At 70.9% G+C, this 23469-nt stretch carries 26 protein-coding genes; 16 read left to right on the top strand and 10 right to left on the bottom strand.

Annotated elements, in window-relative coordinates; translation table 11 throughout:
* Positions 1-34: 34 nt before the first annotated feature.
* Together BT341_RS40615 and BT341_RS40610 are read left to right on the top strand one after the other, a co-directional pair.
* Complete coding sequence (locus tag BT341_RS40615; protein ID WP_072481271.1) at positions 35-2419, top strand: GH92 family glycosyl hydrolase; 2385 nt, start codon at positions 35-37, stop codon at positions 2417-2419.
* Positions 2420-2637: 218 nt separating this feature from the next.
* Positions 2638-3003, top strand: a complete 366-nt coding sequence (locus tag BT341_RS40610; protein ID WP_072481270.1) for a DUF3817 domain-containing protein — start codon at positions 2638-2640, stop codon at positions 3001-3003.
* 48 nt (positions 3004-3051) lie between these two features.
* Here the strand turns inward: BT341_RS40610 and BT341_RS40605 are convergent, their stop codons facing one another.
* Positions 3052-3552 (bottom strand): MarR family winged helix-turn-helix transcriptional regulator, encoded by a 501-nt coding sequence (locus BT341_RS40605; protein ID WP_072481269.1) that lies wholly within the window; start codon positions 3550-3552, stop codon positions 3052-3054.
* Positions 3553-3630: 78 nt separating this feature from the next.
* Between BT341_RS40605 and BT341_RS40600 the strand changes: the two genes are divergently transcribed.
* Complete coding sequence (locus BT341_RS40600; RefSeq protein WP_072481268.1) at positions 3631-3933, top strand: thiamine-binding protein; 303 nt, start codon at positions 3631-3633, stop codon at positions 3931-3933.
* 1 nt (position 3934) lies between these two features.
* On the opposite strand, the gene BT341_RS40595 is transcribed toward BT341_RS40600, so the two are convergent.
* Positions 3935-4342, bottom strand: coding sequence for a nuclear transport factor 2 family protein (locus BT341_RS40595; RefSeq protein WP_143168795.1), 408 nt, complete (start codon positions 4340-4342; stop codon positions 3935-3937).
* A gap of 592 nt (positions 4343-4934) precedes the next feature.
* Between BT341_RS40595 and BT341_RS40590 the strand changes: the two genes are divergently transcribed.
* A complete protein-coding gene (locus BT341_RS40590; protein WP_072481267.1) occupies positions 4935-5903 on the top strand; it encodes a tetratricopeptide repeat protein in 969 nt (322 codons plus the stop codon).
* A gap of 49 nt (positions 5904-5952) precedes the next feature.
* Here BT341_RS40590 and BT341_RS40585 read toward each other — a convergent pair whose 3' ends face one another.
* Positions 5953-7386: a neutral zinc metallopeptidase gene (locus tag BT341_RS40585; protein ID WP_072482448.1), complete on the bottom strand. Its 1434-nt coding sequence runs from the start codon at positions 7384-7386 to the stop codon at positions 5953-5955.
* Positions 7387-7518: 132 nt separating this feature from the next.
* Here BT341_RS40585 and glgP point away from each other — a divergent pair, with 132 nt between their 5' ends.
* Entirely contained in the window at positions 7519-10047 is a 2529-nt protein-coding gene (gene glgP / locus BT341_RS40580; RefSeq protein ID WP_072481266.1) for an alpha-glucan family phosphorylase, read from the top strand.
* A 73-nt stretch (positions 10048-10120) separates the two neighbouring features.
* A complete protein-coding gene (locus tag BT341_RS40575; protein WP_072481265.1) occupies positions 10121-11107 on the top strand; it encodes an LLM class F420-dependent oxidoreductase in 987 nt (328 codons plus the stop codon).
* A 177-nt stretch (positions 11108-11284) separates the two neighbouring features.
* On the opposite strand, the gene BT341_RS40570 is transcribed toward BT341_RS40575, so the two are convergent.
* The 3 genes from BT341_RS40570 to BT341_RS45785 form a co-directional block, all read right to left on the bottom strand.
* Entirely contained in the window at positions 11285-11680 is a 396-nt protein-coding gene (locus tag BT341_RS40570; RefSeq protein WP_072481264.1) for a rhodanese-like domain-containing protein, read from the bottom strand.
* A complete protein-coding gene (locus BT341_RS40565; protein ID WP_072481263.1) occupies positions 11677-12222 on the bottom strand; it encodes a cysteine dioxygenase in 546 nt (181 codons plus the stop codon). The genes BT341_RS40570 and BT341_RS40565 overlap by 4 nt, the downstream gene beginning before the upstream one ends.
* 64 nt (positions 12223-12286) lie before the next feature.
* Positions 12287-12457 (bottom strand): hypothetical protein, encoded by a 171-nt coding sequence (locus tag BT341_RS45785; RefSeq protein ID WP_177328712.1) that lies wholly within the window; start codon positions 12455-12457, stop codon positions 12287-12289.
* A 76-nt stretch (positions 12458-12533) separates the two neighbouring features.
* Here BT341_RS45785 and BT341_RS40560 point away from each other — a divergent pair, with 76 nt between their 5' ends.
* The 7 genes from BT341_RS40560 (at position 12534) to BT341_RS40530 (ending at position 18423) form a co-directional block, all read left to right on the top strand.
* The gene (locus BT341_RS40560) at positions 12534-13355 is read left to right on the top strand and encodes an ABC transporter ATP-binding protein (protein WP_072481262.1); all 822 of its coding nucleotides are present in this window, start codon (positions 12534-12536) and stop codon (positions 13353-13355) included.
* 54 nt (positions 13356-13409) lie between these two features.
* The gene (locus BT341_RS40555) at positions 13410-14189 is read left to right on the top strand and encodes an enoyl-CoA hydratase/isomerase family protein (protein ID WP_072482447.1); all 780 of its coding nucleotides are present in this window, start codon (positions 13410-13412) and stop codon (positions 14187-14189) included.
* A gap of 4 nt (positions 14190-14193) precedes the next feature.
* A complete protein-coding gene (locus BT341_RS40550) occupies positions 14194-15159 on the top strand; it encodes a class I SAM-dependent methyltransferase (protein WP_072481261.1) in 966 nt (321 codons plus the stop codon).
* A 1-nt stretch (position 15160) separates the two neighbouring features.
* Entirely contained in the window at positions 15161-16327 is a 1167-nt protein-coding gene (locus tag BT341_RS40545; protein ID WP_072481260.1) for a THUMP-like domain-containing protein, read from the top strand.
* 37 nt (positions 16328-16364) lie between these two features.
* The gene (locus tag BT341_RS40540; protein ID WP_072481259.1) at positions 16365-17129 is read left to right on the top strand and encodes an HAD family acid phosphatase; all 765 of its coding nucleotides are present in this window, start codon (positions 16365-16367) and stop codon (positions 17127-17129) included.
* 69 nt (positions 17130-17198) lie between these two features.
* Positions 17199-17576 (top strand): DUF427 domain-containing protein, encoded by a 378-nt coding sequence (locus tag BT341_RS40535; protein WP_072481258.1) that lies wholly within the window; start codon positions 17199-17201, stop codon positions 17574-17576.
* 1 nt (position 17577) lies between these two features.
* A complete protein-coding gene (locus BT341_RS40530; RefSeq protein WP_072481257.1) occupies positions 17578-18423 on the top strand; it encodes a LysR family transcriptional regulator in 846 nt (281 codons plus the stop codon).
* Between the two features lies 1 nt (position 18424).
* On the opposite strand, the gene BT341_RS44945 is transcribed toward BT341_RS40530, so the two are convergent.
* Positions 18425-18577 carry a hypothetical protein gene (locus BT341_RS44945; RefSeq protein ID WP_245805262.1) on the bottom strand — a complete coding sequence of 51 codons (153 nt, stop codon included), beginning with the start codon at positions 18575-18577 and terminating at the stop codon, positions 18425-18427.
* 447 nt (positions 18578-19024) lie between these two features.
* Here BT341_RS44945 and BT341_RS40525 point away from each other — a divergent pair, with 447 nt between their 5' ends.
* Both BT341_RS40525 and cutA read left to right on the top strand, forming a co-directional pair.
* Positions 19025-19417 carry an ankyrin repeat domain-containing protein gene (locus BT341_RS40525; RefSeq protein ID WP_072481256.1) on the top strand — a complete coding sequence of 131 codons (393 nt, stop codon included), beginning with the start codon at positions 19025-19027 and terminating at the stop codon, positions 19415-19417.
* A 243-nt stretch (positions 19418-19660) separates the two neighbouring features.
* Positions 19661-19957 carry a divalent-cation tolerance protein CutA gene (gene cutA / locus BT341_RS40520; RefSeq protein ID WP_245805261.1) on the top strand — a complete coding sequence of 99 codons (297 nt, stop codon included), beginning with the start codon at positions 19661-19663 and terminating at the stop codon, positions 19955-19957.
* A 3-nt stretch (positions 19958-19960) separates the two neighbouring features.
* Here the strand turns inward: cutA and BT341_RS48080 are convergent, their stop codons facing one another.
* The 3 genes from BT341_RS48080 to BT341_RS40510 all read right to left on the bottom strand — a co-directional run bounded on the left by BT341_RS48080 (position 19961) and on the right by BT341_RS40510 (position 22400).
* Positions 19961-20650 (bottom strand): NsdA family TPR-like regulatory protein, encoded by a 690-nt coding sequence (locus BT341_RS48080; protein ID WP_483860504.1) that lies wholly within the window; start codon positions 20648-20650, stop codon positions 19961-19963.
* A 159-nt stretch (positions 20651-20809) separates the two neighbouring features.
* Entirely contained in the window at positions 20810-21592 is a 783-nt protein-coding gene (locus BT341_RS40515) for a chitinase (RefSeq protein ID WP_245805260.1), read from the bottom strand.
* Positions 21593-21692: 100 nt separating this feature from the next.
* Positions 21693-22400, bottom strand: coding sequence for a DUF2306 domain-containing protein (locus tag BT341_RS40510; RefSeq protein WP_143168792.1), 708 nt, complete (start codon positions 22398-22400; stop codon positions 21693-21695).
* Positions 22401-22533: 133 nt separating this feature from the next.
* Between BT341_RS40510 and BT341_RS40505 the strand changes: the two genes are divergently transcribed.
* Positions 22534-23433: a TetR/AcrR family transcriptional regulator C-terminal domain-containing protein gene (locus tag BT341_RS40505; protein WP_072481254.1), complete on the top strand. Its 900-nt coding sequence runs from the start codon at positions 22534-22536 to the stop codon at positions 23431-23433.
* Positions 23434-23469: the final 36 nt, after the last annotated feature.

Raw genomic sequence — 23469 nt, 5'->3', positions numbered from 1 at the left:
GTGCGGGCGGCCTTTCCCGCACCCGGGAGGCTCAGTGAAGAGCAAGGTCCTGGCGGGCGCGCTGACGCTCGCCGTGGTGGCGACGGGGGTGAGTCCCGCCGTCGCTTCGGCTTCCGGTGGTGACGCCCTCGACGCCGTCAACACGTTCATCGGCACGCAGGACGAGGGCAACACGTTCCCCGGCGCCTCGGCGCCGTTCGGGATGACCCAGGTCAGCCCGATCACCTCGCACTACGCCGGTTACCGCTACACCGACCCGGCGATCCGCGGGTTCGGGCACTTCTTCCTGTCCGGCGCTGGCTGCTGGGAGCAGGGCGGCCTGGTCTCGACCCTGCCGACGACCGGCGAAATCGGGCCCGGCAAGGCGTTCGACACGACCAAGGCCGCCACGTTCGACCAGAAGCAGTACGCGTCGCCGTTCACGCACGACGGCGAAGTCGGCAAGCCCGGCTACTACAAGGTCCACCTGACCGGCTACGGCGGCGTCGACGTCGAGACGACGGCGGCGACCCGGGCGGGTGTCGAGCGGTACACGTTCACGAAACCGGGTGACGCCAACGTCTTCGTCAACGTCGGGCAGGCCAACGACAAGGAACCGGTGACGGGCAGCAGCATCCGCGTCGTCGACGACCGGACCGTCGAGGGCACCGTGGAGTCGCAGGCGTTCTGCGGCGGCAAGCCCTACACGACGTACTTCACGACGAAGTTCGACAAGCCGTTCAAGACCTTCGGCACGTGGTCGCCGACCGGCGGCACGCCCGGCGCGCGTTCTTCCGGAGGCGGCGCCGGCCTGCGCGGCGCGTGGCTGACCTTCGCCGGTGGGGGACAGGTCACCGCGACCACGGCGATCTCCCAGGTGGACGCGGCCGGTCCGCGCGTGAACCTGGCCGCCGAGCGCATCCGCTCGTTCGACGCGGCGAAGGCCGGCGTCCAGCGCGCCTGGCGCCACGAGCTGTCCACTGTGGACGTCAAGGGTGGCACGCCCGACGACCGCACGGTGTTCTACACCTCGCTCTACCACGCCCTCCTGCAGCCGCTGACGGCGAACGACGCCGACGGCCGCTACTACGGCTTCGACAAGAAGATCCACCGCGCGATCGGCTGGACCTACTACGACTTCTTCTCGCTCTGGGACACCTACCGCTCGCAGAACCAGCTCCTGGCGCTGCTGCGGCCGGACCGGGCGCGCGACATCGCGAAAAGCATCCTGGCCATCCACGACCAGGGCGGCTGGCTGCCGAGGTGGGCGTACGCGAGCCAGGAGACGAACACGATGACCGGTGACCCGGTCACCCCGTTCCTGGTGGACCTCTGGCGGTTCGGCGCGCTGCCGGGCGAGGAGGTGCACGCCTACCAGGCGCTGCTGCAGAACTCGCGCGAGATCCCGCCCGCGGCGTCGCCGTTCCAAGGGCGGTCGGGGAACGTCAGCTACCAGCAGGACGGGTTCGTCCAGTACGACCCGGACTTCCCGAAGAAGGGCCAGGACACCGACCCGAACCACGGCGCGTCGGCCACCTTGGAGTACGCGCTCGGTGACTGTTCGCTGTCGATCATGGCGGCGGCGCTGGGCAAGAAGGACGACGCGGCGGCGCTGGCCGCGAAGGGCCGGACCTACCGGACGCTGTGGGACGAAACCCGGACCGATCGCGGCTTCACCGGCTTCTTCCGGCCGAAGGTCCTCGGCGGAGCCTGGTTCTCGCCCGCGGACAAGCCGTACAGCCCGCAGAGCCAGGACGGCTTCCACGAGGGCACGGCCTGGCAGTACCAGTGGCTCGTCCAGCAGGACGTGCCGGGGCTGGTCCGGCGGATGGGCGGCCCGGCGGCCACCGGAAAGCGCCTCGACGACTTCTTCGCCTACGACAAGCTGGTGCAGGACCCGGCGAAGGCGGTCCGCGAGAACTGGGTCGTCGGCCCGTACGACTACTACGACCAGTTCCGCTACAACCCGAACAACGAGCCCGACCTGCACTCGCCGTGGATGTACGCGCTCGCCGGGCAGCCGGCGAAGACGTCGACGGTGGTCCGGGCGGCGCACACGCTGTTCACTAACGCGCCCAACGGCGTCACCGGCAACGACGACCTCGGGACGATGTCGGCGTGGTACGTCTTCAGCGCGCTGGGGCTGTACCCGGCTGTCCCGGGGACTGGGAACTTCGTGCTCAACGCGCCGCGGTTCGCCGAGTCCGTGCTGCACCTGGAGAACGGGCGCGACATCACGATCGAGGCGCCGGGAGCGGACGGCGCGAAGCTGCAGTACGTGTCGGGTGTCGACGTCGCGTCGCGATCCAGTGACCGCGTGTATGTCAACGTGGACCAGTTGAAGCGTGGCGTGACGCTCGGCTTCCGCCTGACCGGCGACGCCGCCGCAACGTGGGGCACGTCACCCGCGTCCGCGCCGGTGTCGCCCTGCGCGGAGTAGGCCACGGACGCTCACGGCCGTGGTCCAGACCACAGTGGACCACGGCCGTGAGCATCGTCACGGGCCCCGGTGTTCCCGTGAGGGCCGTCACGCCTCACACTGGGTATCAGGACGTCCGACAGCGCCGTTGACGTACAAGGCAAGTCCGCCTTGGACGGTCCCTGTCGGACGTTTTCGTGTGTGCAGACCAACGTGGTGAGACCCCACAGGAGGAAGCAGTGTCCAGCAAGGCCGCTCTCATTTTCCGCGTGGCCGCGGTAGCCGAAGCCCTCTCCTGGGCCGGGCTGCTGGTCGGGATGTTCCTCAAGTACGTCGTCCACTCTTCCGGCGAGGGCGGCGTGCCCGTCCTCGGCATGGTGCACGGCGTGATCTTCGTCCTCTACGTGGTCGTCTCCCTGTCCGTGGCGAAGCCGCTCGGCTGGCGCCCGAAGACGCTGGTCCTGGCGCTGCTGGCGAGCATCCCGCCGCTGTTCACGTGGCTGTTCGAGAAGTGGGCGCTGCGCAACGGCAAGCTCGACGGCCCGCAGCGGCTGTCCCACGGCGGTGTCGGCCTGTTCCAGGCCAAGGAAACCGTCGCTGCCTGATTCCCAGGACGTGAGAAAGGCCCGCGCTGCCCGCGCGGGCCTTTCTTGTCATTCGGTGAAGTCGCCGGCCGCCCGGCGCACCTTCGTCAGCAGCTCGGTCAGCTGCTCGGTCTGCCGCTCGGTGAGCCCGGACAGCCCGAAGTCGATGGCGGTGACGGCCTCGGTCGCGGCCTCGCGGCGCGCGCGGCCCTCGTCGGTGATCTCGACCAGCGTCGTCCGGCGGTCGGTCGGGTGGGGGACGCGCTTGACGAGCCCGTCGCGCTCCAGCCGGTCGACTATGTTGGTGACACTGGTGGGGTGCAGCTGGAGCCGCTCGCCCATCACCCGCATCGGCAGGCTGGCGCTGCGGGCGAAGGTGAGCAGCACCAGGGCTTCGTACCGGGCGAAGGTCAGGCCGTGCGGCTTGAGCGCGCCGTCCACCGCGGACTGGATGATCTGCTGGACCCGCATGACCCCGGTCACCGCGGCCATGGTCCCGGAGGGCCCGATGCGGTCCTCCCACAGCTGTGCCGCGCGGGCGATCGGGTCGAACGGCAGCGGACGGTTCATGACACGCGAAGTTACCAGCGGGTACCGGCGGGTGTCGCACGACCGGCGGAAACAACACCGAAGAAGGGACTTCCGAGCATGATCGTCGCGTTCAGCGTGAGCCCGTCCGGCGGGGACCCCGACGGCGGGGTGAGCGAGGCCGTGGCCCGCGCGGTGAAGGTGGTCCGCGAGTCGGGGCTGCCCAACTCGACCAACGCGATGTTCACGAACATCGAAGGCGAGTGGGACGAAGTGATGGACGTGGTCAAGCGCGCGGTGGCGGCCGCGGGCGAGGGGTCGGCCCGGGTGGGGCTGGTGCTGAAGGCCGACATCCGGCCGGGCTTCACCGACCAGCTGGAGGCGAAGGTGGAGCGCGTCGAAGCCCACCTCCGCGAGTCGTGAACTACGGCAGCGGCGGGGTGAAGGCGACCGTCCAGCGGCCGTCTTCGCTGGTCACTGTCAGCGGGTAGCTGAACGGCTTGCCGTCGCCGAGGGCACCCGCGACGGTCGCGCGGGTCGGGGCGCTCGCGTCCGGGCCGAGGTCGACGTGCACGTCGTGGACGCCGTGGTCGGCCAGGACCGCGACGTAGTCCTTCGCGAAGTCGCTCCCGCCGGAGCCGGGGTAATCGAGCAGGTCGGCGAGCGCGTCGGAGTCGTGGGCGCCGAGCGCCGCGGCGAGCCGGTCGCGCAGTTCACCGGGCGAGGCGGCGCCCGGGTCCGGTTCGTGCCCGATGAGCAAGGTCACCGCGCCGACCCAGACGACGGCGGCCGCGACCGAGAGGCCGACCTTCACGTCACGCCGGATGTGCACCCGGCCGAGCCTGCCCCAGCGGCGCCGTCCTGCCAAGCGGACGGGCCGGGACCGCGCGAAACGGCCCGGCACACGGAGGTTGCCCGGCGGCGGTCGTGCCGAGCGGAGGGCGCGGAGCCGAGGCTGCCGGATGCTTGACCGGCGCGGGTCGCGCCCGGTGCGGGCCGCCCGACCCCGCCACTCTCCGCCGCGCTGGATGCACGACTGGCCGATCGCGCGGTCCTGCGGGATGGGCCGCCTGGGCGCCGGGTGAAGTGGCCCGGTACAGGCCGTCCGATCCGTCACTCCCGGCCGCCACGACCGCCCGATCACGCGGTCTCGCCCGATGGGCCGCCTGGGCGCCGGGTGAAGTGGCCTGGTCCTGGCCGCCTGGTCCGTCACTTCCGGCCGCCGCAACCGGCCGTTCGGGCGGTCCTGCCGGATGGGCCGCCTGGGCGCCGGGTGAAGCGGCCCAGCAGAGGGCCGTCCGACCCGGCCCGCTCCGCCACTCCCGGGCACGCCGGCCGCACAACCGGCCGACCCGGCAGTCCTGCCGGGTGGACCGCCCGGGCACCCGGTGAAACTCCTCCGGCGCGCGTGCCAGGATGGAAGCGTGACACACCCACGCGGATCTGCAGCGAAGTCAGCGGCCCTGTCCGCCGCCCTGTCCGGCGCGGTCGACCTGTCCGCGCTCAAGGCCCGCGCCGAAGCGGCGCGCAAGCAGCCGGCCCCGCCCGCGGGCGGCCCCGCCCCCTCCGGTGATGGGCCGCCGCCCTCGTCCGAGGCCGTGATCGATGTCACCGAGGCCACCTTCCAGGCCGAGGTCGTGGAGCGGTCCCTGCGCCAGCTCGTGGTCGTCGACCTGTGGGCCGAGTGGTGCGGCCCGTGCAAGCAGCTGTCCCCGGTGCTGGAACGGCTCGCCGCCGAGTCCGGCGGGGCCTGGGTCGTCGCGAAGGTCGACGTCGACGCCAACCCGCGGATCGCGCAGCTCTTCGGCGCGCAGTCCATCCCGACGATCGTCGCCATCGCCGGCGGCCAGCCCGTCGACGCCTTCTCCGGCGCCCTGCCCGAGCCCGAGATCCGCAAGTGGATCGACGCGCTGCTCGACGCCCTGCGCGACAAGCTGCCGTCGATCCGCGACGCGGAAGGAGGCGGCCGGGCCGAGGAGCCCGAGGACCCGCGCTTCACCGAGGCGGAGGAGGCCTTCGAGCGGGGCGACTTCGCCGCCGCGCAGGCCGCCTACGAGCGCATCCTCGACGTCGAGCCGGCCAACGAGCTGGCGAAGAACGCGCTGGCCCAGGTCAAGTTCACCGCCCGCGCGGAGAAGGCCGACCCGGACGCGGTCGCCAAGGCCGACGCCGACCCGTCGGACATCGCCGCCCAGCTCGACGCCGCCGACCTGGAGATCGCCGAGAACCAGGTGGAGGCCGGGTTCAAGCGCCTGGTCGACACGGTCCGCCGCACGGCGGGCGAGGACCGCAACAAGGTCCGGGAGCACCTGGTGGCCCTGTTCGACCTGTTCGACCCGGCCGACGAGCGCGTGATGAAGGCCCGCCGCGACCTGGCGAGCGCCCTCTTCTGACCCTGGAAGCCGTGAACGCCACCTTCACGAGTGGCGTTCACGGCTTTGCTCAGGCGTACTGCTTCGAGCAGACCGAGGACCCCTCGAGGTACCCGCGCCGCAGCGACTCGACGCGGTCGAAACCGCTGTCCGGGCGCTTCCCGTTGACGTCCGCCGACACCAGGCTCTCCGGTTGCAGGAGGTCCGCGATGGCCTCGTCGAGGTCACCCGCCGACAGCCGCAGGTCGCCGGGCCGGTTGGTGAACGCCGCCCACGCGCCGACGAGGCACGCCGTCCGCAGGCCCGCGTTCGGGTTGTCGATCGACGCGCCGGCGCCTTTCTGGATGCCCAGCGCGTACCGCGACGCCACTTCGGCGAAGGCCGCGAAGTCGCCCATGCCGCCCGGGTCCTCGCCCTTCATCTCGGCTTCGCGGTCGAGCGGCTGGGCCAGCGCGGACAGCTTCGCCAGGTCGATGCTGACCGTGTTGTCGTCCGGGCAGTACGACGCCGGCGGGGTCGTCTGGCAGCTGCCGCCGTCGGTGATCTCCGGCGCGGCCACCCCGGCGCGCTGGAAGGCCTCGTCGAGGCTCTTCTTCAGCAGCCGCACGGCCTCGGCGTCGAACTTCGCGTCGCCCTTGCCCTTGTCGCCCTTGTCGAACGGGCGCTCGGTGAGCCGCGCCTTGACGTTCTCGGTGTTCATCGCCGCGCACTCCTTCGGGCCCTTCTCGAACCCGGCCTGGAACGCGTACGTGCGGTCGAACGCCGTGCCGTGCGCGCCCTTGTCGGTCGCGCTCGTGCCCGCCTGGTCGCGGATCAGGAACATCGACGCCATCACCTGGTTCAGGCCCTCGGACGTCGACACGCGGTAGTACTTGCTCTTGTCCTCGGCGACCCAGCGGAAGTAGCCGCCGGCGAAGCAGTCGGCCTGCTGCTCCTTGACGACGGTCGGGGTGCTCTTGGTGATGCCCGCCTTGTCGCCGAGCCGGTACTGGACGGCGTGGCCGAACTCGTGCGCCAGCACGACGACCACCGACATCGGCCCGAACCGCTGGCGCAGCATCGGCAGCAGCACGCCGCGGTCCCACGCCACCGAGTCGTCGACCGGGCAGTAGAAGGCGTTGATCAGCTTCTTCACGCTGCCGCAGCCGGTTTCTTCGGTGTCGGTCTTCGAGTCGTAGGACAGCAGCGACTTCACCGGCTCGAACTGCTGCCCGAAGTCGGCCTGCAGCCGCTCGCCCCAGTACGCCTGGACGTCGTCGATCGCGGCGGTGGCGAGCTTGTCGTCCTCGCCGCCGTCGGCGTTGCGCACGTCGATGCGCGGCGTCGGCGCGTCCGGCTTGAGGCCGCTCTCGAAGTGCGTCACCGGCAGGCCGGCGACCGATCCGGCGCCGGTGTCCTGGCCCGGCCCGCCGCCCGGACCGCCCTTGCCGCCGCATCCGCTCACCGCGACCGCCGCGACGGCGAGCAGCGCGACCAGCGCGCGCCGTCCTCCCCCTGGGATCATCTTCTTCACTCGCTCTCGTGCCCACCCGGTACCCGACGGCAGGACCATACCCAGGGCATACGCGGAGCGTGCACGTAATCCCCGAACTACTCCCTGCGCAGCGCGGCCCGCGGCCCGATATCGTCGCTTCCCATGCGTGCAGTCCGCCGGTTCACCGTCCGCGCCAGCCTTCCGGAGTCCCTGTCCGGGCTCGGCGCGCTCGCCACCAACCTGCGCTGGACCTGGCACCCGCCGACGCGTGACCTGTTCGCGTCGATGGACGCCGAGCTGTTCAACGCCGTGCGCGACCCGCTGCGGATGCTCACCGCGCTGCCGCCGTCGCGGCTGGACGAGCTGGCCGTCGACGACGACTTCCTCGCGCGCGCCCGTGCCGCCGCCGAAGACCTGGAGCGGTACCTGTCCGAGCCGCGCTGGTACCAGCGTCGCGAGGAGGCCGACCTGCCGCCGGCCGTCGCGTACTTCTCGATGGAGTTCGGTGTCACCGAGGCCCTGCCGAACTACTCGGGCGGCCTCGGCGTCCTGGCCGGCGACCACCTCAAGGCCGCGTCCGACCTGGGCGTGCCGATGGTCGGGGTCGGGCTGCTCTACCGCAACGGCTACTTCCGGCAGTCGCTGTCGCTGGACGGCTGGCAGGTCGAGCACTACCCGGTGATCGACCCGAACGCGTTCCCCCTGGAGCTGCTGACGGCGGGCGGGCGGCCGGTGCTGATCGGCGTCGCGATGCCGGGCGGGCGCGAACTGTGCGCCCAGATCTGGCAGGCCCGCGTCGGCCGCGTGCCGCTGCTGCTGCTCGACACCGACACCGAGGCCAACGACGAAGACCTGCGCGGCGTCACCGACCGGCTCTACGGCGGCGACGCCGACCACCGGCTGCGGCAGGAGATCCTCGCCGGCATCGGCGGGTTCCGCGCGGTCCGGAAGTACTGCGAGCTGACCGGGCACCCGCAGCCGATGGTGTTCCACACGAACGAGGGGCACGCGGGGTTCCTCGGGCTGGAGCGGGCCCGCGAGATCGTCCAGGCCGACGGCCTGTCGTTCGACGAGGCCATGCCCGCGGTCCGGGCCGGCACGCTGTTCACCACGCACACGCCGGTCAGCGCGGGCATCGACCGGTTCCCGGTGGACCTGGTGCAGCGCTACTTCGCCGACGGCCGCCTGGTGCCCGACATCGACCCGCGCCGCGTCCTGGCGCTCGGCGCCGAGGACAACCCCGGCCTGTTCAACATGGCGCACATGGGCTTGCGGCTGGCGCAGCGCGCGAACGGCGTCTCGCAGCTGCACGGGCGCGTCACGCGGAAGATGTTCTCGCGGCTGTGGCCCGGCTTCGACCACGACGAGGTGCCGATCTCGTCGGTGACCAACGGCGTCCACGGCCCGACGTGGGTGGCGCGTGAGCTGAGCACGCTGCTCGGCCGCGAGTGGGGCCTCGACGTCGGCGAGGGGCCGCTGCGCGAGGGTGTTTCCGACGCCCAGCTGTGGGCGTTGCGGCGTGAGCTGCGCGAGAAGCTGGTGCACGAGGTGCGGCGCCGGGTGCGCGCCGCGTGGCTGCAGCGGGGCGCGTCGCCGCTGGAGCTGGGCTGGGTGGACTCGGTGTTCGACCCGGACGTGCTGACCGTCGGGTTCGCCCGCCGCGTCCCGACGTACAAGCGGCTGACGCTGATGCTGCGCGACCCGGACCGGCTGCGGACGCTGCTGCTGCACGAGGACCGGCCGATCCAGGTCGTCGTGGCCGGCAAGTCGCACCCGGCCGACGAGAACGGCAAACAGCTGATCCAGCAGATCGTCCGGTTCGTCGACGGCGCGGACGTGCGGCACCGGATCGTCTTCCTGCCCGACTACGACATGTCGATGGCGCGCTACCTGTACCGCGGCTGCGACGTCTGGCTGAACAACCCGGTGCGGCCGCTGGAGGCGTGCGGGACGTCGGGGATGAAGTCGGCGCTGAACGGCGGGCTCAACCTGTCGATCCGCGACGGCTGGTGGGACGAGTGCTACGACGGCAGCAACGGCTGGGCGATCCCGACGGCGGACGGCGTCACCGACCCGCTGCGCCGTGACGACCTGGAGGCGGCGGCGCTGTACGAGCTGCTCGGCCAGCAGATCGCGCCGCTGTTCTACGACCGTTCGCCCGACGGCGTGCCCACCGGCTGGCTGTCGATGGTGTGGCACACGCTGGAGACGCTCGGGCCGCGGGTCCAGGCGTCCCGGATGGTCCGCGAGTACGTCGACAACGGCTACCTCCCCGCGTCGAGGATGGTGGCGGCGGCGACCGGCGACGGGTACCGCGGCGCGCTGTCGCTGGCGGACTACCGCACCAAGCTGGAGGTGTCCTGGCCGCGCGTGCGGATCTTCGACTCGGAGCTGCTGGTGGAGACGAGCGAGCGGCTGGTCGTCGGCACGGAGGTGACGATCCGCGCGCGCATCGACCTGGCCGGGCTGGATCCGTCCGAAGTGGACGTCCAGGCGGTGGTCGGCCAGGTGGGCGACGACGACGAGCTGCGCGACACGGTGACGGTCCCGATGACCCCCGACGGCATCGGCGCGTTCGTGGCGCGCCTGAAGCTGCCGAGGCCGGGGGCGGTCGGGTACACGGTGCGGGTGCTGCCGAAGCACGGCCTGCTGGCGACGCCGGCGGAGCTGGCCCGCGTCGTCCTGGCCTGACCTGGAGTTGCTCCACCTCGCGCGTCGGCGAAAACACCCCGCGCGGGCGCCGCGGGCGCGTTAGGTTGGAGGCATGCGCTTCGGAATGTTCGTCCCGCAGGGCTGGCGGCTCGACCTGGCCGGCATCGAGCCCGCGGACCACTGGAAGACCATGCTCGGCCTGGCCAAGCACGCGGAGGCCGGGCCGTTCGAATCGATCTGGGTCTACGACCACTTCCACACCGTGCCGGTGCCGACGGAGGAGGCCACGCACGAGGCGTGGTCGCTGATCTCGGCGTTCGCCGCGGCGACGGAGACGGTGCGGCTCGGCCAGATGTGCACGTGCATGGGCTACCGCAACCCGGCCTACCTGGCGAAGGTGGCGGCGACGGCGGACACGATCTCGGGCGGCCGCGTCGAAATGGGCATCGGGGCGGGCTGGTACGAGCACGAGTGGCGGGCGTACGGCTACGGCTTCCCGGCCGCGGGCGAGCGGCTGGGCCAGCTCGACGAAGGCGTCCGGATCATGCGTGACCTCTGGACGACGGGAACGTCCACACTGGACGGAAAGCACTATCGGACGGCCGGCGCGATCTTGCGGCCCCTGCCCCCGCAGGAGGGCGGTATCCCGCTGTGGATCGCCGGCGGCGGCGAGAAGAAGACGCTCCGGATCGCCGCGAAGTACGCGAAGTACACGAACTTCGCCGCCGACCCGGAGACGTTCACCCGGAAGTCGGAGATCCTCGCCGCGCACTGCAAGGACGTGGGCACGGACTTCGACGCGATCGTGCGTTCGGCGAACCACAACATCGTCCTCGGCGAGACGGAGAAGGACGTCCAGGACAAACTGGCCTGGCTGCGGTCCCACCTGGCGAAGTACATCGAGGCGGAGGCGGTCGAGCGCTGGGCGGCGAACTTCGAGAACAGCCCGACGACCGGCACGCCGGAACAGGTCACGGAGAAGCTCACGGCGATGGGTGAGCTGGGCATGTCGTACGCGATCTTCAACTTCCCGGAAGCGGCGTACGACCGGTCGGGCATCGATCTGTTCGCCGAGAAGGTCGCACCGGCACTCGCTTGACGTTCGAGCCTGGTTTGTCCACAGCGCCGTCGTGATGTGGACAACCAGGCCCCGCGGGGCGGTACCCGCAGCCCGGCGGCCGTCCAAGTGCGGAGCCCACCTTCGGGATACCTCGCCCGAGCCGCACGCCGCGTGGCCAGCAGGAACCCCGCCGCGAGTGGCAGCCGCACCGCAGGCCTAGGGAACCGCCGGGCTCCCACCCTCGACAACCGGCAGCCCAGCGGCGGCCCAGGCACGGAACCCGCCCTCGAGATCCGTCGCCCGAGCCAATCCCAGCCGCTGCAGGTCAGCCGCGGCCAGGCTCGACGAGTAGCCCTCATTGCACAACACCACGACCGTCGACTCGGCCGTCACGCCGGGCAGCCGCCAGTCGGAGTCCGGCGCCAGCCGCCACTCCAGATGGATCCGCTCGACGATCACCGCCCCCGGGATCTCGCCTTCCGCCTGGCGGTTCGCCAGCGGGCGGATGTCCACGAGCAGCGCACCGGCCGCCTGCAGCTCGCGGGCCCGGGCCGGGCTGACGCGGTCCAGTCCGGACCGGGCGTCGGCCAGGAAGACGTCGATCGCGCTCATCCGTGGACGATAGCGGGCAGCGGGGGGATCTCGGCCGGGACGTCGGCCAGCGACGCGTACTCCCGCGTCGGCACCAATGGTGGCGAGTACGCGTGGACGCTCGCCGCCGGCTGGTCGCCGATTCCGGTCACCTGGTGGGCGCGGCCGGCGCCGAAGCCGATTCCTTCGCCCGCCACGTGCGTGCGCCGCCGGATCGGGCCGCCCGGGTAGCGGTACTCCTCGCCCAGCTCGCCTTGCAGGACCGTGAACGAGCCGGATGCGCCGCCGTGGTCGTGCGGCTTCGTCCGCTGGCCGGGCAGCCAGGACAGCAGCCACAGCTCGACGCCGTCGGTCAGGGCCAGCCGGGCCCACCAGCGGCGGTCCTCGTCGAACCGCAGGATCCCGCGCAGGCCGGCGGTCAGCTCGGTCGTCACGGTGGCCGTCAGGTCGGCCAGCTCACGCGGGGTCCAGAGCAGCCGCGACGGGTGCAGCAGCTCGGGCAGCAGCGGGTCGGTCAGCTGCGGGTGGATCTCGACGGCGGGACGGATGATGGATGTGGTCAACGCGGGTGCTCCTCGGACGCGAAGGTGATCAGGGCGCGAGGCAGCGCGGCACCGCAGGAGAAGATCAGCGAAGCCGCGCCCGCGTACACCCGGCCGAAGCCACCAGGAGCAGGTCGATCGCGCGACGGCGCCAGAACGAGCCCCGGGTCACCGGGGTCACGGGCGCGTCGGCGGACATGCCGTGATCCTGCCACAGCGCCGCCGCGCCCGGCACTTCCGCGGTGCGGTGTTCCACGTCGTGGACACGCTCCGACCTGCCGGTTCGCCGTCTCACCCGGGCGGGTGCGCACGCGCGCGCGACGGCAGACAGAATGGGCCTCGTGAGCGAGCCGATCCAGCCCAGCGAACTTGACGACCTCGTGGTCCGGATGGCCGGTGTCGGCGTCCGCCGGGGCACCAACGACCTCCTCGCCGGTCTCGACTGGAGCGTGGAGCTGGACGAGCGGTGGGTGGTGCTCGGGCCGAACGGCGCGGGCAAGACCACCCTGCTGCGGCTGGCCGCGGCCGAGCTGCACCCGACGACCGGCGAGGTCGACCTGCTCGGCGAGCGGATCGGCCGGGTCAACATCTTCGACCTGCGCCCGCGCATCGGCTTCACCTCGGCGGCCATCGCCCAGCGCGTCCCCGGCGACGAGCTGGTCAAGGACGTCGTGGTCAGCGCCGGCTACGCGGTCCTCGGCCGCTGGCGTGAGGAATACGACACCCTCGACACCGCCCGCGCGACCGAGCTGCTCGAAGCGATGGGCATCGGGCACCTGGCCGAGCGCACGTTCGGGACGCTGTCCGAGGGCGAGCGCAAGCGGGCCCTGATCGCCCGGTCGCTGATGACCGACCCCGAGATGCTGCTGCTCGACGAACCCGCCGCGGGCCTCGACCTGGGCGGGCGCGAAGACCTCGTGGCCCGGCTCTCGGCGCTGGCGATGGACCCGGACGCACCGGCGCTCGTGCTGGTCACCCACCACGTCGAGGAGATCCCGCCGGGGTTCACCCACGCGCTGCTGCTGCGCGACGGCCACGCGGTCGTCTCCGGCCTGGTCGACGACGTCATCACCGGCGAAAACCTGTCGAAGACGTTCGACCAGGACCTCGTGCTCGAGCGTTCCGGGGATCGCTTCTTCGCCCGTCGTCGCTAGGCTGTCCCTACCGACCGGTAGCGTGCTGGCAGATCGTCAACGAGGAGGATGGGCGTGGGAGAGTTCGTAACCCTGGAGGTCAAGGACGGGGTCGGCACCATCCGGCTCGACCGGCCGCCGGTCAACGCCCTGAACGCCCAGGTCACCGCCGAGCTCGCGGAGCTGGCGAAGGAGGTCACCGACCGTGACGACGTCCGCGCGGTGATCCTCTACGGCGGCGAGAAGACCTTCGCGGGCGGCGCGGACATCAAGGAGATGGCCACCCGCACCTACCCGGAGATCGCGAAGTTCGGCGCGAACCTGACCGGCGCCCTCGCGGCCATCGCGAACATCCCGAAGCCGGTCGTCGCCGCCATCACCGGGTACGCCCTCGGCGGCGGCCTCGAGCTGGCGCTGACCGCGGACCGCCGGATCGCCGGCGACAACGTCAAGGTCGGCCAGCCGGAGATCCAGCTCGGCGTCATCCCCGGCGCGGGCGGCACGCAGCGGCTGGCGCGGCTGATCGGGCCGAGCAAGACCAAGGACATCGTCTACACGGGACGGTTCGTCAAGGCCGAAGAGGCACTGCGGCTCGGGATCGTCGACGAGGTCGTCGCCCCGGACGACGTCTACGCGGCCGCGCACAAGTGGGCCGCGCAGTTCGCCAACGGCCCGGCCGTGGCGCTGCGCGCGGCGAAGGCGGCCATCGACGGCGGCCTCGACATGGACCTGCCGAACGCGCTCAGGCTCGAGTCGCACCTGTTCGCCGCGCTCTGGGCGACCGAAGACCAGAAGAACGGCATGCAGTCGTTCATCGAAAACGGGCCGGGCAAGGCCACTTTCGAAGGGAAATGACGCCTTGACCGACGTGAACGACCCGGCGCCGAACCCGCACGCCACCGCCGAAGAGGTCCAGGCCGCCTACGCCGACCCCAAGCTGGCAAACGTGCTCTACCACGACTGGGAAGCCGGGACCTACGACGAGAAGTGGTCGATCTCGTACGACGAGCGCTGCATCTCCTACGCCACGGACGTGTTCAACGCCGTCGCGGGCGAGGACGGCCAGCCCTACCAGCACGCGATGGAGCTGGGCAGCGGCACCGGCTTCTTCCTGCTGAACCTGATGCAGGGCGGCGTCGCCAAGAAGGGGTCGGTCACCGACCTTTCGCCCGGCATGGTCCAGGTCGCGCTGCGCAACGCCGAGAAGCTCGGCCTCGACGTCGACGGCCGGGTCGCCGACGCCGAGCGCATCCCGTACGACGACAACACGTTCGACCTGGTGGTCGGGCACGCGGTGCTGCACCACATCCCGGACGTGCAGGCGGCGTTCCGCGAGGTGCTGCGCGTGCTCAAGCCGGGTGGCCGGTTCGTCTTCGCGGGCGAGCCGACGAAGATCGGCGACTTCTACGCCCGCAAGCTCGGCCAGCTCACCTGGTTCCTGACGACCCGGGTGACGAAGCTGCCCGCGCTGCGCGGCTGGCGGCGTCCGCAGTCCGAGCTGGACGAGTCCTCGCGTGCTGCCGCGCTCGAGGCCGTGGTCGACATCCACACGTTCGACCCGTCCGAGCTGGAGTCGACGGCCCGCGGCGCCGGCGCCCAGGACGTCCGCGCGGTGACCGAGGAGTTCGCCGCCGCGCTGGCCGGCTGGCCGATCCGGACGTTCGAGGCCGCCGTACCGCAGGAGAAGCTCACCGTGCGCTGGCGGATGTTCGCCTACCACCTGTGGCTGCGGCTGTCCGCCGTGGACAAGAAGGTGCTGGCGAAGGTGCTGCCGCGCGAGCTGTTCTACAACGTGATGATCACCGGGACCAAGCGGCCGTCCTGAGTTGGGCTATTCGTTCACCCTCGGCGACGTCGCCTACCTGCGTTCCGGCGCGGGGAAGGCGGCGCTCGCCGCGGTCTCGGCGCTGCCGCTGACCGACCGGATCGCGGCCGTCGCCGCCGTCCGCCGCCTCGTGGGCGAGGAGCACGCGGCCGCGGTGCTGGAAACCGTGCTGCTGCGCCGGAAAGCCGTGGCCAAGCTGTCCACGGAGGACTGGCTGTTCACCGCGGACGCGCTGCAGCAGGCGAGTGCCGCGCCGGTCGCGCGGCACCGCGCGGGGCGCCTGGCCGGGCTCGACGTCCACGACGTCACGTGCTCGGTGGGCGCGGACCTCGTCGAGATCGCCAAGGTGGCGCGGTGCGCCCTCGGGTCCGATGTGGACCCGGTGCGGCTGGAAATGGCGCGGCACAACGGACTCACCGCGGGGGTCGCGTTCGGGCTCGCCCGCGCCGACGCGCTGCGGCCGGTCAGCCGCTCCGGGGTCGTCGTCGCGGATCCGGCCCGCCGCGACTCCGCCGGGCGCCGGGCGTGGAAACCCGCCGACTTCGCCCCGCCGCTGGACGGGCTGGTCGAGGCGTACCCGGGACGGCCGCTGGCCGTCAAGTGCGCGCCCGGGCTCGACTTCGCGCTCACGCCGTGGGCCGACGAGGTCGAGCTGGTGTCGCTCGACGGCCAGGTGCGCGAATCCTGCCTCTGGCGCGGCTTGGGCACCGGTGTCACCCGCCGGGCGAGCGTGCTGCACTCGGACGGGACACAGTGGACGGTCACCGACGCGGAGCCGGACGACCTGCCCACGCGCGAGCCGGGGGAGTGGATCGTCGATCCCGACGGTGCCGTCGTCCGGGCCGGGCTGGTCCGCCACTACGCGGCCCGCCACGGGTTGTGGCAGCTGGACGAACGCATCGCGTACCTGACCGGTGACACGCCGCCACCGGGCGTGCGCGCGTTCCGCGTCCTCGAACACGGCCCGTACAGCGAAAAGGCGCTGAAGGCCGTCCTCAAGCGGCACGACGTCGGCCGCCTGGAGATCCTGGTCCGCGGCCTGGACGTCGACCCGGACGCGTTGCGCCGCAGGCTGAAGCCGCGCGGGGAAGCGGAAGCTTCGGTGGTTTTGACGCGGATCGGCCGCGCGCCGGTGGCTTTTGTCTGCCGGGCGGAGCGGGTGACGTAGGTTCCCCCGGTCGGCAAGTCGTCACTGGAGGGTCGCCGTGTCCGGAAAATGGTCAGGCCTCGTCAAGCTCGCCGCCGCGGCGGCCATCGGCGCCACCGTCGCCTCGGGAGCCACCGCGCTCGCCGGCTCGGCCGACTCGACCGCCGCGCGCTCGAAGGAGCCGGCCAACATCGGCCAGGTCAAGCTCGACGTCAAGGCCTACTACGGCGACTACCTCGACGCCGCGGGCAAGCACCACTACTCCGACACGAGCCAGTTCGTGAAGGACACCAACCGGATCGTCTCGGACGCGAAGCGCTTTCTGCAGCAGCAGCTGGGCCGCGTGCCGAACCCGGCGATCGTGCTGGACGTCGACGACACCTCCGAGGTGACCTACGGCTGGGAGGCCGACAACGACTTCGGCTTCGACCCGGTCAAGCAGCAGCAGGCCATCGACAACGGCACGTTCGTGGCCAACAAGCCGGTGCTGGAGCTGGCCGGCTGGGCCGCGCAGCACGGCGTCAAGGTCTACTTCCTGACCGGGCGCAACGAGTTCCAGGGCCCGCAGTCGCTGAAGAACCTGGCCGGCGAGGGCTACCCGGCGCCGGCCGGCGCGTTCTTCAAGCCGAAGACGACCGCGCCGGGCTACCTGCCGTGCGGGCTGACCTGCACCACCGTCCAGTACAAGTCGGGTACGCGGGCGCACATCGAGGCGACGGGCGCGAGGATCGTGCTCAACGTCGGTGACCAGTTCAGCGACCTCGAAGGCGGCTACGCGCTGCGTCCGGTCAAGCTGCCGAACCCGATGTACTACCTGCCCTGAGTGCGGGGACGGAATAACGGCCGCTCCCGGCGTGCTGGACCCGGTACACAGGACTCTTAGGGAGCTGACATGGCGAAGAAGGTTCTGGAGCCGGGCCCGGACCACCCGATCACCGTCGAGCCGACCAAGGCCCGCGTGGTGGTCAAGGCGGGCGGGCGCGTCGTCGCCGACAGCCGCAACGCGCTCACCCTGCAGGAGGCGTCGTACCCGGCGGTCCAGTACATCCCGCGGGCGGACGTCGACTTCAGCGTGCTGGAGCGGACCGACCACGAGACGTACTGCCCGTACAAGGGCGAGGCCGGCTACTTCACGCTCAACGCCGGCGAGGTGAAGGGCGAGAACGCGGTCTGGACGTACGAGCGGCCGTACGACGCGGTCGCGCCGATCAAGGACCACGTCGCGTTCTACCCGAACGTCGTGGATTCGATCGAGCTGATCGAGGACTGAGCTGGACCTCGACCTGCTGAGGACGTTCCTGGCCGTCTACCGGGCGGGATCGCTGACCGGTGCGGCGCCGTCGCTGGGGTTGTCCCAGCCGACGGTGACCGCGCAGGTCAGGGCCCTGGAGGAGCAGCTCGGGCAGCAGCTGTTCGTCCGGCGCGCCCGCGGCGTGACACCGACCTCGGTGGCCGACGAGCTGGCGGCCAGGATCGCCCCGCACGTGGACGCGCTGTCGGACGTCGCCCTGGGCCCGGCGGACGCCTTCGCCGCGCCGGTCCACCTGGCGGGCCCGGCCGAGCTGACGACCATGCGGGTGCTGCCCGCGCTGACCGGCCTGGTGGCGTCCGGGCTCCGGCTGCGGGTGACGTTCGGGCTGGCCGAAGACTTGCTGGCGGGCTTGGCCCAGCGCCGGTTCGACGTCGTCGTCTCGACGATCCGCCCGCGCGGCCGCGGCCTGACGGCGACACCGCTGACGGACGAGGAGTTCGTCCTGGTCGGCCCCCGCGGCTTCGACGGCGACCCGCGCACGGCCCCGCTGGTGGCCTACGCCGAGGACCTGCCGATCATCCGCCGCTACTGGCGTTCGGTGCTGGGCGTGCGGCCGCCGTCCGGGCCGGCGGTGGTCGTCCCGGACCTGCGCGGCGTGCTGACGTGCGTGCTGACCGGGTTCGGCGTGTCGGTGCTCCCGCGGTACCTGTGCGCGGCGGAGCTGGCTTCGGGGGACTTGGTCGCGCTGCTGGAGCCGGCGGAGCCACCGATCAACACGCTGTTCGTGGTCACCCGGGCGGAACCGTGCCGGCCGGGGCCCGCGGCAGTGCGGGACGCACTGCTCGCGGACGCCGACCGGTGGTGACTCAGCCGGTGTAGCCGGCGAAGATCTTCGCGAACTCGTACGGCGACTGCGGCACGTTCGTGCACCGGTAGAGCGCGCCCGTGCACGCGTTCGCGTCGCGGCCCTGTTCCCAGAACGACAGCATGCCCAGGTGGACCGTCTTCGCGAACGCCACCAGCGCCTTCGCGTCCTTCTGGTAGAAGATCTCGTTCTGCGAGCTTGCGCGACCTAGCAGCGGGTCGGCGGCGTGACGTGCCGTTGACCTGCTGCTTTGTGCTTGTTGCGTCCGGTCCCGTCGGGTCGTTTGACGGCCTGGCGGCGCGGGCCTGCTCGGTCCAAAGGGTGAGTTGGTACGGGCTGAACAGGGCCGTCTGATTCGGGCTGAGCTGTCGGCTCGGTCGCTTCATGGTGGCGCTCCTCGCAGTCAAACTCAGGGAGTGGCGGTCCGCTCCCGCCTTCCTCGCCCCTGCCACGGTTAGCGCTGGGTCGTCGGTGTCAAGGGTGAGCGCAGCTCATCGCGTAGCGACGCCGAAGGCGCCCTTGATATCGGCGGCCCGGCGTTAAATGATCGCCTGCGAGGTGAGCGCACTAGCTACCTCGATGAGCAACGGGAGACGCAGGCATGGTTGATCGCCAAGGTCGCTCCGAGCTGCACTACAGCGCGCTTGAAGGTACCGCCGACCAGGCTCGCGCGCTCTTGGCGGCGGGGCAGGACCCGAACTCAGGGGACCGTGACGGCTTCGTCCCGCTCCATCTGGCCGCCCAGCAGGGGAACGTGGCCGTCGCCGAGGTGCTGCTCGAGGCCGGAGCTACCGTCGACGCGGTAAACAAATACGGGAACACGCCACTTTTCGTGGCGGCTTTCCATTCACGTGGACGAGGCGAAGTCATTCGGCTCCTTCGGCGGCACGGGGCCGATCCAAACAGGGTCAACGGCTCCGGACAGACCCCCGCCGGACTGGCTCGACTCATCGCGAACTACGACGTCAGGCAGTTCTTCGAAGATGTCGATTAGGTAGCGGCGGCGCGTAAGCGGGTACCGAGCTCTTCGGCGGGCTCGCCCGGCGGCCGGCCGGAGCGGAGCGGAGCGGGAGGCCGGTCCGCCAAGGGCGGAGCCCGACGGACGCAAGGTGACCTGTGCGCGCCGCCGCAGGTGGCGCGCCTTGATCCCATAGAGCCAAATTCGGCAGTAAACTCGGCTGAGCGGGAGCGGATCGAGGAGGACATGTTGTCGCGGAGCTACTACACGGTCGTTACGATGACGGACAGCGCGGAAGATGCAGCGCGTTTAGCTCGGGGCATCGTAGAGGTGCGTCTCGGCGCGTGCGCTCAAGTGACTGGCCCTGTCCGGAGTTTCTACCGTTGGCAAGGCAGCATTCACGATGAGCAGGAGTGGCAATGCCTGGTCAAGACTGACGGTGACCGGCTTGACCTGCTTTTCGCGCACATCAAAGAGAATCACCATTACGACGTACCCGATATCGTCGCGCAGCCGATCGAAGCCGGTAGCGAAGAATATCTTGCCTGGCTGACAGTCGAGACTCGACCAGCGTAATCGCTATCGCTGCAAGCCTGATCGGATCTTATCTCGCATGGTGCTTCCGGGACTGCCCTTCTTCGCGGACGCAAGCTCGGAAGAAAGTGTGAGCAGGCGCTGTCGTGACAAGCTGCTTTCAGTGCGGATCGTCGAATCTATCGCGCTGTCCACCAATGCGCGCGCTCGGTCGTAGTCGTTCGCTCGCACGCAAAGCGTGGTCAAGTCGGCGAGAGCTAGCGCGTGCTGCTTCCGAACGGTCGGAGGTAGGGAGGCGAGCAGGGAATCTGCGATAGCAGGAGCGTCCTTATGCTGTAGTCTCATGTAGGTCGACACTGTGAGACTTCCGAGTCTGTTCGCCGTGAAGAACGTATTCCAATGACGCTCCGTACGCGGATGTGCGAAGTCGAAAGCGGTGAAAGCCCGTTCGAGTGCGCGCATAGCTTCTGTCTCTTTTCCTAGACGGCTTAGTTCCTCGGCCTCGCGCGCCGCTACCCACGAGCGGGTAGCGGGAGCTGTATTACCAGGAACGTAGCTTTCGGCCTGTTGTAGTAGTCGCACGGCTGGGATGGTGTCGTTCCGCGACGATGCCAGGTAACTCCAATAGGAGAGCGCGCACGCCGCCAAAGGGGCGTCGCCCGAGTCCTTGGCAATCTTCAGCGTCTTTCGCCAGGACTGCACTGCTTCGTTTGCATTCCCAAGGTCGAAATGCAACCAGCCACGAGCGGGCGCGGGCCGCTGCCGATGAGATGTTCAAGTCGCGCAAGGCTGGTGGAGAAGCCGAAGAGACGGCCTGACGGCCTGGTGACGGCCTGGCCTACTCATAGCCCATGAATCGAGGTGCTGATCCCCAGGTCAGAGGGCATTTCGCTCTCACAAGATCTCGTTCTGCGAGTCGTTGACGCCGATCATCGGGGTCACGCCGACCTTCTTCCACGCCGCCGCGTCGCTGAGCCCGTACAGCGACTTCAGCTGGGCCTGCGTCGCCTTCGCCGCGGAAATCGCTTTCGCGCCCTGGTCGCCCGCGCCCTGGTAGTAGTCCATCGCCATGATGTTCACCAGATCGAGGGAAACGCCCGCATCCTTGGCGGACTTGACGACGTTGAGCCCGTCGGCGGTCAGGCCGCTCGGCAGCACCGGCAGCGTCAGCGAGATCTTCAAGCCCGGGTTGTTGCCCTGCAACGTCTTCAGCGCCTGCGAACGGCGGGTGATCGACGCCGGGTCCGCGACGGCCGCGCCCTCGATGTCGAAGTCGGCGTACTTCAGGCCGTACGCCTTGACGACCGCGTCGTACTCCGCCGCGACCTGCGCGGACGTGCTGCACGCCTGGGCCAGTTCGATGCCCGACGCGCCGCCGAAGGAGATCTTGACGTCGCCGCCGGCGTTGCGGATCTTCGTGATCTCGTCCTTCTGCCACGCCGTGCGCGGGTCGTACGCGCCGAACCAGCTGGCCCTGCAGCCGTAGGAGTTGACGAAGGCTAGCGTGAAGCCCTTGACGCCGCTCGCGGCCGACATCGCCGACAGGCTGGGCGTCGGCCACGCGCCCATGTCGACGTAGGGCCCGACGGGGATCGGGGATCCGGCGGCGGCTTCGGCCGGAGCGGCGAAGCCGGTGGTCACGAGGGCCAGGCCGGCCAGCAGGGAACGCAGGCGCATGGGAAACCTCCACGGCGTGGTGCGCGAGGCGGGAATTCCGGTCATGATTGGTATAGACCACTACTGTGGTCCGGACCATCAGCCGAACGGGCTACCCCGCTCAGCGGGAACCCGCCCCGGCCCGCCGCCGCGTCACCCACCACTCCGCCACGAGCAGCGGCACCACCCAGCCGGTCCACGTCGTGAGCCCGGCGATCGTCTGCCCCATCGCCGCCGGACTGCCGCCGAACGTCGTGTCCAGCTGCGGGCCCAGCGCGATCACCCAGACCACGCCCCAGACCCGGTTGCTGATGATCGACATGCACAGCGCGAAGCTGAGGACCATCCAGCGCCGGTGCTCGCCGAACCGGCGCGCCCGCGCCATCCGGTAACCCTGCACGGTGCAGCCGAACCAGAGCGTCGCCAGCAGCACGTTCGACACCGCGCCGACCGGCCCGAACGGCGCGGCGAGCGCGATCGCGAACCCGGCGATCGAGGCGGGGATCGCGCCGGCGAAGACGTAGACGCGGCCGATCCGGCGGTGGGCGACCGGGTGCTTCCGGCGCAGCCACGGCCAGATCTGCAGCGCGCAGGTCACCATCGCGATGGTCGCGAACCCGATGTGCGTCACCAGCGCCGGGTAGTACCAGCCGGCGCCGCTGGGCACCGGGACGCGCGACTCGGCCGGGTCGAGCCCGAAGTACGGCGGGAGCGAGTACACCAGGAAGACCGTGACGATCAGCCCGAGCGGGAACACCCACGGGCGGCGCCACCACGGTGTCGCGCGCGGGGCGGTGCCGGCCGGGGCGCGGGTTTCGGTTGTGGTCATTGAGTCTCTCCTTACGCTGTCAGAGCAGCGTATGGACCGGCCGAGACAGGCGGCAATCTCGCGGGCGCGTAATGGGGGACTACCCTGAAAGTGTTCTAGGTGTCCGGGTGAAGTGTTCTAGAACGGAGGATGTGTGGCCGAGCAGCCGCCGTACCTGCGGATCGCGGCCGACCTGCGCCGCCGGATCAATGCCGGCGAGCTGCGGCCAGGCGACCGCGTCCCGTCGACGCGCGCGCTGGTGCGGGAGTGGGGCGTCGCGATGGCGACCGCGGCGAGGGCGCTGGCCACGCTGCGCGAAGAAGGCTGGGTGCGTGCCGTCTCGGGCAGCGGCACGGTCGTCGCCGACCGGACGCCGCGGAAACCGCCGCTGGGCCGGGACAACCTCGTCCGGGCGGCGGTCCGGCTGGCCGACGCCGAGGGCATCGCCGCGCTGTCGATGCGCCGGCTCGCCGCCGAGCTCGGCGTCGGGCCGATGGCCCTCTACCGGCACGTCCCGGGCAAGGAAGAGCTGCTGCGCCTGATGGCGGATGCGGCGCTCGGCGAAGCGGAACTGCCCGAGCCGGGACCGGCGGACTGGCGGCCGCGGCTGGAGCTGGCCGCCCGCGCGCAGTGGCGGGCCTACCGGCGCCACCCGTGGCTCGCGCCGATCCTGCTGAACTCCCTGGTCCGGCCCCCGGTGCTGGCTGCCGGGTTGCGGCTGGTCGACTGGTCGCTGCGGGCGCTGGCCGGCACCGGGCTGCGGCGGCGGGTGAAGCTGCAGGTCGTCATGACGCTCAACGGCTGGGTCGGCGGCCTCGCCGCGAGCAACGCCTTCGAGGTGCAGGCCGAGCAGGACACCGGGATCTCCGCCGAGCAGCGGCTGGCGGCGGACATGGCGCTGCTGGCGGAGTACCTCGGCTCGGGCCGCTTCCCGGTGCTCGTGGAGGTGATGAGCGGCGTCGAGGACGTCGGGCTGGACGAAGCGTTCGAGTTCGGGCTGGTGCGCCAGCTCGACGGCATCGCCGTGCTGCTGGAGCGGCACCAGTCGGTTTGACGGATGGCCGCGCCGCCCGGTCCGGCCAGGCTGGGG

Source organism: Amycolatopsis australiensis, assembly GCF_900119165.1.
In the GTDB taxonomy this organism is placed as follows: Bacteria; Actinomycetota; Actinomycetes; order Mycobacteriales; family Pseudonocardiaceae; genus Amycolatopsis; species Amycolatopsis australiensis.
This window is presented reverse-complemented; position numbering and strand designations above follow the sequence as displayed.